11 protein-coding genes are annotated in these 13,054 nt (G+C 60.8%); all 11 read left to right on the top strand.

Annotation, left to right across the window (positions count from 1 at the left end):
- The first annotated feature begins 123 nt into the window (after positions 1–123).
- The 11 genes from J1G37_RS17630 to nuoJ all read left to right on the top strand — a co-directional run bounded on the left by J1G37_RS17630 (position 124) and on the right by nuoJ (position 13,053).
- Positions 124–861, top strand: coding sequence for a secretin N-terminal domain-containing protein (locus J1G37_RS17630; protein WP_207043775.1), 738 nt, complete (start codon positions 124–126; stop codon positions 859–861).
- 489 nt (positions 862–1,350) lie between these two features.
- The gene (aceA, locus tag J1G37_RS17625) at positions 1,351–2,676 is read left to right on the top strand and encodes an isocitrate lyase (protein ID WP_017737152.1); all 1,326 of its coding nucleotides are present in this window, start codon (positions 1,351–1,353) and stop codon (positions 2,674–2,676) included.
- A gap of 641 nt (positions 2,677–3,317) precedes the next feature.
- Complete coding sequence (locus J1G37_RS17620) at positions 3,318–3,731, top strand: NADH-quinone oxidoreductase subunit A (RefSeq protein ID WP_003219575.1); 414 nt, start codon at positions 3,318–3,320, stop codon at positions 3,729–3,731.
- A gap of 10 nt (positions 3,732–3,741) precedes the next feature.
- A complete protein-coding gene (locus J1G37_RS17615) occupies positions 3,742–4,416 on the top strand; it encodes an NADH-quinone oxidoreductase subunit B (protein WP_012724951.1) in 675 nt (224 codons plus the stop codon).
- Positions 4,417–4,489: 73 nt separating this feature from the next.
- Complete coding sequence (gene nuoC / locus J1G37_RS17610; protein WP_207043773.1) at positions 4,490–6,274, top strand: NADH-quinone oxidoreductase subunit C/D; 1,785 nt, start codon at positions 4,490–4,492, stop codon at positions 6,272–6,274.
- Positions 6,275–6,276: 2 nt separating this feature from the next.
- The gene (nuoE, locus tag J1G37_RS17605; protein ID WP_017737149.1) at positions 6,277–6,774 is read left to right on the top strand and encodes an NADH-quinone oxidoreductase subunit NuoE; all 498 of its coding nucleotides are present in this window, start codon (positions 6,277–6,279) and stop codon (positions 6,772–6,774) included.
- Positions 6,771–8,126, top strand: a complete 1,356-nt coding sequence (gene nuoF, locus J1G37_RS17600) for an NADH-quinone oxidoreductase subunit NuoF (RefSeq protein ID WP_003174722.1) — start codon at positions 6,771–6,773, stop codon at positions 8,124–8,126. The genes nuoE and nuoF overlap by 4 nt, the downstream gene beginning before the upstream one ends.
- A gap of 135 nt (positions 8,127–8,261) precedes the next feature.
- Positions 8,262–10,976, top strand: a complete 2,715-nt coding sequence (nuoG, locus tag J1G37_RS17595) for an NADH-quinone oxidoreductase subunit NuoG (RefSeq protein ID WP_207043771.1) — start codon at positions 8,262–8,264, stop codon at positions 10,974–10,976.
- Positions 10,973–11,980: an NADH-quinone oxidoreductase subunit NuoH gene (nuoH, locus tag J1G37_RS17590; protein WP_017737147.1), complete on the top strand. Its 1,008-nt coding sequence runs from the start codon at positions 10,973–10,975 to the stop codon at positions 11,978–11,980. The genes nuoG and nuoH overlap by 4 nt, the downstream gene beginning before the upstream one ends.
- Before the next feature lie 11 nt (positions 11,981–11,991).
- A complete protein-coding gene (nuoI, locus tag J1G37_RS17585) occupies positions 11,992–12,540 on the top strand; it encodes an NADH-quinone oxidoreductase subunit NuoI (protein ID WP_003174725.1) in 549 nt (182 codons plus the stop codon).
- 9 nt (positions 12,541–12,549) lie between these two features.
- The gene (nuoJ, locus tag J1G37_RS17580) at positions 12,550–13,053 is read left to right on the top strand and encodes an NADH-quinone oxidoreductase subunit J (protein WP_003174726.1); all 504 of its coding nucleotides are present in this window, start codon (positions 12,550–12,552) and stop codon (positions 13,051–13,053) included.
- Position 13,054: the final 1 nt, after the last annotated feature.

Raw genomic sequence — 13,054 nt, 5'->3', positions numbered from 1 at the left:
TTTCAGCAGCACCACAAATGCCCTGCCCTGCCAGGGCATTTTGCCGTCTACGATTCAACTTGCACCCCGCCAAGCCGACAAACTGGCACTATCAAGCCCAAACGACTCGCAGAGATAACGGACATGTCCCTACGCACCCTGCTCACCGCCCTCCTGCTGGCCACCAGCGTCACGGCCATGGCCGACACCGAAGTGGTCAACCTGAGCAACCGCACCAGCGCCGACCTGCTGCCCGTCGCGCAGAATTTCATCGGCAAGGACGGCACCGTCAGCGCCTACGGTAACCAGCTTATTGTCAACGCTGACCCCGGCAAGATCCAGGACCTGCGCGCCCTGCTCGCGCAACTCGACACCCCTGCCAAGCGCCTGCTGATCACCGTCGACACCAACGAGAACAACCAGCAGAACAGCGGCGACAACCAGACCCGCATCATCAGCTACGGCACCGCCAGCCGCGACGGCGGCGTGCAGCAGATCCAGGCCAGCGAAGGCGTGCCTGCGCTGATCCAGGTCGGCCAGAGCGTGCCGCTGACCACCACCCAACCGGACGCCTACGGCCGCCCGCAGAACCAGACCCAATACCGCAACGTGACCCAGGGCTTTTACGTGACTGCTAGCGTCACCGGCGAGACCGTTCACCTGGCCATCAGTACCAACCGTGACCGCATGAGCCAGGAACGTCCCGATGTAGTGAACGTGCAAAGTACCGACACAACCGTCAGCGGCCGCTTGGGTGAATGGATCCCCCTGGCCGGCATCAACCGCGAGACCCAGGCCGACAAATCCGCTGGAACCCGCACCTACTCTACTCAGGGCCGGGATGACCTGACTTTGCGGGTCAAGGTCGACACCCTGAACTGAAGCACCAAAAACTGACTGATGAGTCGTCTTAGACTAAAGATGTAGTGCTTGAAAATAAGCACTACAAAACATTTGACGAGCCAAAAAAGCATGGGCATGATGGCCTCGCTCCCGCTAATCAGGGGCCCTGGCAAGGGCCTTCGGATCGCGCTCCAAGCTACCCACCCGAGCCGATTCGTGTCTGTACCGCCCACAAGGTGTGTTTGACGAGGTTGCGACTGGAACGAAGTTGTCCCGAGGGACGGAAGCTAACCAGGTAACCCGGCTACACACTGATGGATCGTACAAAGGCCCACGACGCCCGAAGACTGCCCGCAGTTCGCCCCTACCTGCTCAACTCCTCCTCTCGCAACGCGTTCATCCCGTCGCATTCCCCGGCAAACCCGACATGACCGCCTAAGCTTCTGGTCAGCGAGCAGCCCTGCCCACGCATCGATTGCACGGCTGGAAAACGGATCTTCTAAACAAGACGCGACGAGGTTTACTCCCATGGCACTGACACGCGAACAGCAAATTGCAGCCCTCGAGAAAGACTGGGCTGAAAACCCACGCTGGAAAGGCGTAACCCGCGCTTATTCCGCTGCTGACGTCGTCCGCCTGCGTGGCTCGGTTCAACCGGAGCACACCTTTGCAAAACTCGGCGCCGAGAAGCTGTGGAACCTGGTCACCCAAGGTGCCAAGCCGTCCTTCCGTCCCGACAAAGATTTCGTCAACTGCATGGGCGCCCTTACTGGCGGCCAGGCAGTGCAACAGGTAAAAGCCGGCATCCAGGCGATCTACCTGTCCGGCTGGCAAGTGGCAGCGGACAACAACTCCGCTGAATCCATGTACCCCGACCAGTCGCTGTACCCGGTGGACTCGGTGCCAACCGTGGTCAAGCGCATCAACAACTCGTTCCGTCGTGCCGACCAGATCCAGTGGAAAGCCGGCAAGAACCCAGGCGACGCAGGCTACATCGACTACTTCGCGCCAATCGTGGCTGACGCTGAAGCCGGTTTCGGCGGCGTACTGAACGCCTACGAGCTGATGAAGAGCATGATCGAGGCAGGCGCTGCCGGCGTGCACTTCGAAGACCAACTGGCGTCGGTAAAGAAATGCGGCCACATGGGCGGCAAGGTATTGGTACCAACCCAGGAAGCCGTACAAAAGCTGACCGCTGCACGTTTGGCGGCTGACGTTGCCGGTACACCGACCATCATCCTGGCCCGTACCGACGCCAACGCGGCTGACCTGCTGACTTCGGATTGCGATCCGTACGACCAGCCGTTCGTCACTGGCGAACGTACCCAGGAAGGCTTCTACAAGGTGCGCGCCGGTCTCGACCAGGCCATCGCCCGCGGCCTGGCCTACGCGCCGTACGCCGACCTGATCTGGTGCGAAACCGCCAAGCCAGACCTGGACGAGGCTCGTCGCTTCGCCGAGGCGATCAAGAAGGAATACCCGGACCAACTGCTGTCCTACAACTGCTCGCCTTCTTTCAACTGGAAGAAGAACCTGGACGACGCGACCATCGCCAAGTTCCAGCGCGAACTGTCCGCCATGGGCTACAAGCACCAGTTCATCACCCTGGCCGGCATTCACAACATGTGGCACAGCATGTTCAACCTGGCGCACGACTACGCCCGCAACGACATGACCGCCTACGTGAAGCTGCAAGAGCAGGAATTCGCCGACGCCGCCAAAGGCTACACCTTCGTGGCGCACCAGCAGGAAGTGGGCACCGGCTACTTCGACGACATGACCACCGTGATCCAGGGCGGCTCCTCGTCCGTGACCGCGCTGACCGGTTCGACCGAAGAAGAGCAGTTCCACTAAGCACCGTGTACACGGCCACTGCGGCCCCAAGGAAGACCTAACCGCAGTGCCGCAAACAATCACGCCCCGACCTGTTCGGGGCGTTTTTTTATCTCAAGATCACCACAAGTCCAATGTGGGAGCTGGCTTGCCTGCGATAGCGGTGCAGCAGTCGCCACATTCACTGACTGACACACCGCCATCGCGGGCAAGCCCGGCTCCCACAGGGAACGCGTCGAGTTGAAGATTTTGCGCAAAACATTGATCCAGAGCGGTATTCCCTCCGATCAGATCGGTTAAAAGATCCCCGTCAACAACTAAGCCGCAACCAAGCAAGTAACGACAACTTCCCCCGCCACACGCGAAACATTCGCTTAAACCCTACGCAAACAATATTCATTATCATTTGGCGTATGAAAACTTCGTTACAGGTTAAACAAAACACATTTGATTAAATGCCCGCTAATGCCCACCACACAAGGGTTGCAGCCCCATCGAGGTGCACTATGTCCTTATTCCATCGAATAATTTCGCTATAGGAATTTTACTTGCCCGGTGTTTAGCCATAAAATCACCGCGATTGATTGCAGTGCGACATATCGTCACTGCATCGTTACTTTTTTAAGCTCAGAGACCCTTGCTCTCTGTTAAGGACTTCCAGCATGACCGAAGCGACAGGACTCATGGCCCACAACTGGGGCTTTGCCATTTTCCTTCTCGGTGTTGTCGGCCTTTGCGCCTTCATGCTTGGCGTCTCCAGCCTCCTCGGGTCAAAAGCCTGGGGCCGCAGCAAAAATGAACCGTTCGAGTCCGGCATGCTACCTACAGGTGGCGCCCGCTTGCGGCTCTCAGCCAAATTCTATCTGGTCGCGATGCTGTTCGTGATCTTCGATATCGAAGCCCTCTTTCTCTTTGCCTGGTCTGTGTCCGTCCGCGAAAGCGGCTGGACCGGATTCGTCGAAGCTCTCGTTTTCATAGCAATTCTGTTGGCAGGCCTTGTCTACCTATTCCGAGTGGGCGCCCTTGACTGGGCACCGGAAGCTCGTCGTAAGCGGCAAGCGAAGCTGAAACAATGAGGCTTTGGCGATGCAATACAATCTCACCAGGATCGACCCGGATGCTCCTAACGATCAGTACCCTATCGGCGAACGGGAAACCGTCTCCGATCCGTTAGAAGATCAAGTCCACAAAAACATCTACATGGGCAAGCTGGAAGACGTGCTGAGTGGCGCGGTCAACTGGGGGCGTAAAAACTCCCTGTGGCCGTACAACTTCGGCCTGTCCTGCTGCTACGTGGAAATGACCACTGCCTTCACGGCGCCCCACGACATCGCACGCTTCGGCGCCGAAGTTATCCGGGCATCACCGCGCCAGGCGGATTTCATGGTTATCGCCGGCACCTGCTTCATCAAGATGGCGCCGATCATCCAGCGTCTCTACGAGCAAATGCTCGAACCGAAGTGGGTTATCTCCATGGGTTCGTGCGCCAACTCCGGTGGCATGTACGACATCTACTCCGTTGTCCAAGGGGTGGACAAGTTCCTGCCCGTGGACGTCTACGTGCCTGGCTGCCCGCCCCGCCCTGAAGCGTTCTTGCAAGGCTTGATGCTGTTGCAGGAATCGATTGGCAAGGAGCGTCGCCCGCTTTCCTGGGTCGTCGGCGATCAAGGCGTTTACCGCGCCGAGATGCCTTCGCAAAAAGAACAGCGCCGCGAACAGCGAATCGCAGTGACCAACCTGCGCAGCCCCGACGAAGTCTGATCCAGCCCCGCTTCTTTTATAGAACGAAAACCTGGCTTCATTCTTTACGTTGACCGAAAGCGATAAAAAAACCATGACTACAGGCAGCGCTCTGTACATCCCGCCTTATAAGGCAGACGACCAGGATGTGGTCGTCGAACTCAATAACCGTTTTGGCCCTGACGCCTTCACCGCCCAGGCCACGCGCACCGGTATGCCGGTGCTGTGGGTGGCGCGCGCCAAGCTCGTCGAAGTCCTGACCTTCCTGCGTAACCTGCCCAAGCCGTACGTCATGCTCTATGACCTGCATGGCGTGGACGAGCGCCTGCGCACCAAGCGTCAAGGGCTGCCGAGCGGCGCCGACTTCACCGTGTTCTACCACCTGATGTCGATCGAACGTAACAGCGACGTGATGATCAAGGTCGCGTTGTCCGAAGGCGACCTGAGCGTCCCGACCGTGACCGGTATCTGGCCGAACGCCAGCTGGTACGAGCGTGAAGTCTGGGACATGTTCGGCATCGACTTCCCGGGCCACCCACACCTGACGCGCATCATGATGCCGCCAACCTGGGAAGGTCACCCGCTGCGCAAGGACTTCCCTGCCCGCGCCACCGAATTCGACCCGTTCAGCCTCAACCTGGCCAAGCAACAGCTTGAAGAAGAGGCCGCGCGCTTCCGTCCGGAAGACTGGGGCATGAAGCGTTCCGGCACCAACGAGGACTACATGTTCCTCAACCTGGGCCCGAACCACCCTTCGGCCCACGGTGCCTTCCGTATCATCCTGCAACTGGACGGCGAAGAAATCGTCGACTGCGTGCCGGACATCGGCTACCACCACCGTGGTGCCGAGAAGATGGCCGAGCGCCAGTCGTGGCACAGCTTCATCCCGTACACCGACCGTATCGACTACCTCGGCGGCGTGATGAACAACCTGCCGTACGTGCTCTCGGTCGAGAAGCTGGCCGGCATCAAGGTACCGGATCGCGTCGACACCATCCGCATCATGATGGCCGAGTTCTTCCGCATCACCAGCCACCTGCTGTTCCTGGGTACCTATATCCAGGACGTCGGCGCCATGACCCCGGTGTTCTTCACCTTCACCGACCGTCAGCGCGCCTACAAGGTCATCGAAGCCATCACCGGTTTCCGCCTGCACCCGGCCTGGTATCGCATCGGCGGCGTGGCCCACGACCTGCCGAACGGCTGGGAGCGCCTGGTTAAAGAGTTCATCGACTGGATGCCCAAGCGTCTGGACGAGTACCAAAAGGCCGCGCTGGACAACAGCATCCTCAAGGGTCGGACCATCGGCGTCGCTGCCTACAACACCAAAGAGGCCCTGGAATGGGGCGTCACCGGTGCTGGCCTGCGTTCCACCGGCTGCGATTTCGACCTGCGCAAGGCGCGCCCGTACTCCGGCTACGAGAACTTCGAATTCGAAGTACCGCTGGCGGCCAACGGCGATGCCTACGACCGTTGCATCGTGCGCGTCGAAGAAATGCGCCAGAGCCTGAAGATCATCGAGCAGTGCATGCGCAACATGCCGGCCGGCCCGTACAAGGCGGATCACCCGCTGACCACGCCGCCGCCGAAAGAGCGCACGCTGCAACACATCGAAACCCTGATCACGCACTTCCTGCAGGTTTCGTGGGGCCCGGTCATGCCGGCCAACGAGTCCTTCCAGATGATTGAAGCGACCAAGGGTATCAACAGTTATTACCTGACGAGCGATGGCGGCACCATGAGCTACCGCACCCGGATTCGCACCCCAAGCTTCCCGCACTTGCAACAGATCCCTTCGGTGATCAAAGGCGAGATGGTCGCGGACTTGATTGCGTACCTGGGTAGTATCGATTTCGTTATGGCCGACGTGGACCGCTAAGCATGAACAGCACGCTTATCCAGACAGACCGTTTCACCTTGAGTGAAACCGAGCGCTCGGCCATCGAGCACGAGCTGCATCACTACGAAGACCCGCGCGCGGCGTCGATCGAAGCCTTGAAGATCGTCCAGAAGGAACGTGGCTGGGTGCCGGACGGCGCCCTCTACGCCATCGGCGAGATCCTCGGCATCCCTGCCAGCGACGTTGAAGGCGTGGCCACGTTCTACAGCCAGATCTTCCGCCAGCCAGTGGGCCGCCACATCATTCGCGTGTGCGACAGCATGGTCTGCTACATCGGTGGCCACGAGAAAGTGGTCGACGCGATCCAGACCAAACTGGGCATCGGCCTCGGCCAGACCACTGCAGACGGGCGTTTCACCCTGCTGCCAGTGTGCTGCCTGGGCAACTGCGACAAGGCGCCGGCGTTGATGATCGACGACGACACATTCGGTGACGTGCAGGCAGCTGGCGTGACCCAATTGCTCGAGGGCTACCCATGACCCTTACATCTTTCGGCCCGGCCAACCTGATCAAGCGTTCGCCTGAAACCCACCCGTTGACCTGGCGCCTGCGTGACGATGCCGAGCCGGTATGGCTCGACGAGTACCAGGCCAAGAATGGTTACGCGGCGGCGCGCAAAGCCTTCGCCGACATGGCCCAGGACGATATCGTCCAGACCGTGAAGGACGCCGGCCTCAAAGGTCGCGGCGGTGCAGGCTTCCCCACTGGCGTTAAGTGGGGCCTGATGCCAAAAGACGAATCCATCAACATCCGCTACCTGCTGTGCAACGCGGATGAAATGGAGCCGAACACCTGGAAAGACCGCATGCTGATGGAGCAACTGCCCCATCTGCTGATCGAAGGCATGCTCATCAGCGCCCGCGCGCTGAAAACCTACCGTGGCTATATCTTCCTGCGTGGCGAATACACCACCGCCGCCAAGCACCTCAACCGTGCCGTAGAAGAAGCCAAGGCAGCGGGCCTGTTGGGCAAGAACATTCTCGGTTCGGGTTTCGACTTCGAACTGTTCGTGCACACCGGCGCCGGGCGTTACATCTGCGGTGAAGAAACCGCACTGATCAACTCCCTCGAAGGCCGCCGCGCCAACCCGCGCTCCAAGCCGCCCTTCCCTGCCGCCGTGGGCGTGTGGGGCAAGCCGACTTGCGTGAACAATGTCGAAACCCTGTGCAACGTGCCGGCGATCATCGCCGACGGCGTGGACTGGTACAAATCGTTGGCCCGTGAAGGCAGTGAAGACATGGGCACCAAGCTCATGGGCTTCTCCGGCAAGGTCAAGAACCCTGGCCTGTGGGAGCTGCCGTTCGGCGTGACCGCACGCGAACTGTTCGAGGACTACGCCGGCGGCATGCGCGACGGCTACACCTTGAAAGCCTGGCAACCAGGCGGCGCCGGTACCGGTTTCCTGTTGCCCGAGCACCTCGACGCACAGATGTATGCCGGCGGCATCGGCAAGGTCGGCACCCGGATGGGTACTGGCCTGGCGATGGCGGTGGACAACACCGTGAACATGGTCTCCCTGCTGCGCAACATGGAACAGTTCTTTGCCCGCGAATCCTGCGGCTTCTGCACCCCATGCCGCGACGGTTTGCCGTGGAGCGTGAAGCTGCTGATGGCCCTGGAAAACGGCGAAGGCCGCGAGGGTGACATCGAGACCCTGCTGGGTCTGGTCGGTTTCCTCGGCCCAGGCAAGACCTTCTGTGCTCACGCACCGGGCGCCGTGGAGCCATTGGGCAGCGCTATCAAATACTTCCGCTCGGAGTTCGAAGCCGGCATCGCGCCTACCAGCGCCGCCGTCCCGCCTCTGGCGAGGCCGATCGTAGTCGGCGCGTAACGCTTAAAGAAGCGAAGGGTCCGTGCCCTTCGCTTTCTCATGTGCTGGCGCCTCAAGGGCTGTGTAGATGCACATGAATAACAAGATTCCATTAGCCACGCCCGCTGACAACGGGCCAACGAAGAACTTTGAACCATGGCCACTATCCACGTAGACGGCAAAGCGCTCGAAGTCGATGGGGCGGACAACCTGTTACAGGCGTGTCTGTCACTCGGCCTCGACATCCCGTATTTCTGCTGGCACCCCGCACTTGGTAGCGTCGGTGCCTGTCGCCAGTGTGCGGTCAAGCAATACACCGACGAGAACGACACCCGTGGTCGTATCGTCATGTCGTGCATGACCCCAGCCACCGACAACACCTGGATCTCCATCGAAGATGAAGAATCCAAGGCGTTCCGCGCCAGTGTCGTCGAATGGCTGATGACCAACCACCCCCACGACTGCCCGGTCTGTGAGGAAGGCGGTCACTGCCACCTGCAAGACATGACGGTGATGACCGGCCACAACGAGCGCCGTTATCGCTTCACCAAGCGTACCCACCAGAACCAGCAACTGGGCCCGTTCATTTCCCACGAGATGAACCGCTGCATCGCTTGCTACCGCTGCGTACGTTTCTATAAAGACTACGCCGGCGGCACCGACCTCGGCGTGTTCGGCGCCCACGACAACGTGTACTTCGGTCGCGTTGAAGACGGCGTGCTCGAAAGCGAGTTCTCCGGCAACCTCACCGAGGTCTGCCCGACCGGTGTGTTCACCGACAAGACTCACTCCGAGCGCTACAACCGCAAGTGGGACATGCAGTTCGCCCCGAGCATCTGCCATGGCTGCTCCAGCGGTTGCAACATCTCCCCGGGCGAGCGCTACGGCGAACTGCGTCGCATCGAAAACCGCTTCAACGGTTCGGTCAACCAGTACTTCCTGTGCGACCGTGGCCGTTTCGGCTACGGCTATGTCAACCGCGAAGACCGCCCGCGCCAGCCATTGCTGGCCGGTGGCGCCAAGCTGAGCCTGGACGACGCGCTGGATAAAGCCGCCGACCTGCTGCGCGGCCGCAACATCGTCGGTATCGGTTCGCCGCGCGCCAGCCTCGAAAGCAACTTCGCGTTGCGTGAACTGGTCGGCGCCGAGCACTTCTACAGCGGTATCGAAGCCGCTGAGCTGGAGCGCATCCGCCTGGTCCTGCAAGTGCTGAACGACAGCCCGCTGCCCGTGCCGAACATGCGCGACATCGAAGACCACGACGCCATTTTCGTCCTCGGTGAAGACCTGACCCAGACCGCTGCCCGCGTGGCCCTGTCGCTGCGCCAGTCGGTGAAAGGCAAGGCTGAAGACATGGCCGACGCCATGCGCGTCCAGCCTTGGCTCGACGCCGCGGTGAAAAACATCGGCCAGCACGCGCTGAACCCGCTGTTCATCGCCAGCCTGGCTGAGACCAAACTCGACGACATCGCCGAGGAATGCGTACACGCAGCACCAGACGACCTGGCCCGCATCGGTTTCGCCGTGGCCCACGCCCTCGACGCCAGTGCCCCTGCCGTCGAAGGCCTGGACAGCGAAGCCGTGGCCCTGGCCCAACGCATCGCCGACGCCCTGCTGGCGGCCAAGCGCCCCTTGATCATTGCCGGCACCTCGTTGGGTTCCAAGGCGCTGATCGAAGCCGCTGCCAACATTGCCAAAGCCTTGAAGCTGCGCGACAAGAACGGTTCCATCAGCCTGGTGGTGCCAGAAGCCAACAGCCTTGGCCTGGCCATGCTCGGTGGCGAGTCCCTGGACGCAGCCCTGCAAGCGGTGATCGACGGCAACGCCGACGCCATCGTGGTGCTGGAAAACGACCTGTACACCCGCACCGATGCTGCCAAGGTTGACGCTGCACTGGACGCTGCAAAAGTCCTGATCGTCGCCGACCACCAGAAGACCGCCACCAGCGACCGCGCCGACCTGGTGCTACCAGCCGCCACCTTCGCCGAAGGCGACGGCACCCTGGTCAGCCAGGAAGGCCGCGCCCAGCGCTTCTTCCAGGTGTTCGATCCAAAGTACATGGACGCCAGCATCCTGGTTCACGAAGGCTGGCGCTGGCTGCATGCCCTGCGCGCCACCCTGCTGAACCAGCCGATCGACTGGACCCAGCTTGACCACGTGACCGCCGCCACCGCTGCCAGCGCACCGCAACTGGCCCGCATCATCGATGCTGCGCCATCCGCCGCGTTCCGCATCAAGGGCATGAAACTGGCCCGTGAACCGCTGCGTTACTCCGGTCGCACCGCCATGCGCGCCAATATCAGCGTGCACGAACCGCGTACCCCGCAAGACAACGACACCGCGTTCGCCTTCTCCATGGAAGGTTACTCGGGCTCCGCCGAACCGCGTCAGCAGGTGCCGTTCGCCTGGTCGCCGGGCTGGAACTCGCCGCAGGCCTGGAACAAGTTCCAGGACGAAGTCGGTGGTCACATCCGCGCTGGCGACCCGGGCACCCGCCTGATCGAAAGCACGGGTGATTCGCTGAACTGGTTCGCTGCCATACCGCGTCCGTTCAACCCGGCCCAGGGCACCTGGCAGGTTGTGCCGTTCTTCCACCTGTTCGGCAGCGAAGAGAACTCTTCCAAAGCCGCGCCAGTGCAAGAGCGCATCCCGGCTGCCTACGTGTCCGTGGCCAAGTCCGAAGCCGACCGCCTCGGTGTCAACGACGGTGCGCTGCTCAGCCTGAACGTGGCTGGCCAGACCCTGCGTCTGCCGCTGCGCATCAATGAAGAGCTGGGCGCCGGCCTGGTTGCACTGCCTAAAGGCATCGCCGGCATCCCCGCGGCGATCTTCGGCAAAACCGTTGACGGTCTGCAGGAGGCAGCGCAATGACTTGGTTCACGCCGGAAGTAATTGACGTGATCATCTCGGTGGTCAAGGCCATCGTGATCCTGTTGGCCGTGGTCGTTGCGGGCGCCCTGCTCAGCTTCGTCGAACGTCGCCTGCTGGGCTGGTGGCAGGACCGTTACGGTCCGAACCGCGTTGGCCCGTTCGGCATGTTCCAGATCGCGGCCGACATGCTGAAAATGTTCTTCAAGGAAGACTGGACCCCGCCGTTTGCCGACAAGGTGATCTTCACCCTGGCACCGGTCGTGGCCATGAGCGCCTTGCTGATCGCCTTCGCGATCATCCCGATCACCCCGACCTGGGGCGTGGCGGACCTGAACATCGGCTTGCTGTTCTTCTTCGCCATGGCCGGTTTGTCGGTCTACGCGGTGCTGTTCGCCGGTTGGGCCAGTAACAACAAGTTCGCCCTGCTGGGCAGCTTGCGGGCTTCGGCCCAGACCGTGTCCTACGAAGTGTTCATGGGCCTGGCGCTGATGGGCATCGTGGTGCAGGTTGGCTCGTTCAACATGCGCGACATCGTCGAGTACCAGGCGCAGAACCTGTGGTTCATCATTCCGCAGTTCTTCGGCTTCTGTACCTTCTTCATCGCTGGCGTCGCCGTGACTCACCGTCACCCGTTCGACCAACCGGAAGCGGAACAGGAACTGGCCGACGGTTACCACATCGAATACGCCGGCATGAAATGGGGCATGTTCTTCGTTGGTGAGTACATCGGCATCATCTTGATCTCGGCCCTGCTGGTCACGCTGTTCTTCGGCGGCTGGCACGGTCCGTTCGGCATCCTGCCGCAGTTGGCGTTCTTCTGGTTCTTCCTCAAGACCGCGTTCTTCATCATGTTGTTCATCCTGCTGCGCGCTTCCATTCCGCGTCCACGATACGACCAGGTGATGGATTTCAGCTGGCGCTTCTGCCTGCCGCTGACCCTGATCAATTTGCTGGTGACGGCTGCCGTTGTGTTGTTGAACACGCCCGCCGGCGCGGTTCAGTGAGGATTTGACCCATGTTCAAATATATTGGCGACATCGTTAAGGGTACTGGTACCCAGTTGCGAAGCCTGGTGATGGTTTTCGGCCATGGCTTCCGCAAACGCGACACCCTGCAATACCCGGAAGAAGCGGTGTACCTGCCGCCGCGTTATCGCGGCCGTATCGTGCTGACCCGCGACCCCGATGGCGAAGAGCGTTGCGTAGCCTGCAACCTGTGCGCCGTGGCGTGCCCGGTGGGTTGCATCTCCCTGCAGAAAGCTGAAACCGAAGACGGTCGCTGGTACCCGGACTTCTTCCGCATCAACTTCTCGCGCTGCATTTTCTGCGGCCTCTGCGAGGAAGCTTGCCCGACCACCGCGATCCAGCTCACCCCGGATTTCGAGATGGCCGAGTTCAAACGTCAGGACCTGGTGTACGAGAAAGAAGATCTGCTGATCTCTGGTCCCGGTAAAAACCCTGATTACAACTTCTATCGTGTTGCAGGTATGGCCGTTGCCGGTAAGCCGAAAGGCGCCGCACAAAACGAAGCCGAGCCGATCAACGTGAAGAGCTTGCTGCCTTAAGGAAGAAAGATGGAATTCGCTTTCTATTTCGCGTCCGGTATTGCAGTGGTGTCCACGCTTCGCGTGATCACCAACACCAATCCTGTGCACGCCCTGCTCTACCTGATCATTTCGTTGATCGCCGTGGCCATGACCTTTTTCAGCCTCGGCGCACCGTTCGCCGGTGTCCTGGAAGTGATCGCCTACGCTGGCGCCATCATGGTGCTGTTCGTGTTTGTGGTGATGATGCTCAACCTGGGGCCGGCTTCGGTCGCCCAGGAACGCGTCTGGCTCAAGCCCGGCATCTGGCTCGGCCCGGTTGTCCTGGCAGCCCTGCTGCTGGGTGAACTGCTGTATGTGCTGTTCGCTCACCAGAGCGGCCAGGCCATCGGTCACACCACCGTAGACGCCAAGGCCGTGGGCATCAGCCTGTTCGGCCCGTACCTGCTGGTGGTCGAACTGGCTTCGATGCTGCTGCTCGCTGCAGCCATCACCGCCTTCCACTTGGGCCGCAACGAAGCCAAGGAGCAATGAC

Origin of the sequence: Pseudomonas sp. Marseille-Q1929, assembly GCF_017316265.1 — a bacterium.
Lineage (GTDB): Bacteria > Pseudomonadota > Gammaproteobacteria > Pseudomonadales > Pseudomonadaceae > Aquipseudomonas.
The sequence above is the reverse complement of the archived record's forward strand: the minus strand, read 5'-3'. Positions and strand labels throughout refer to the sequence as shown.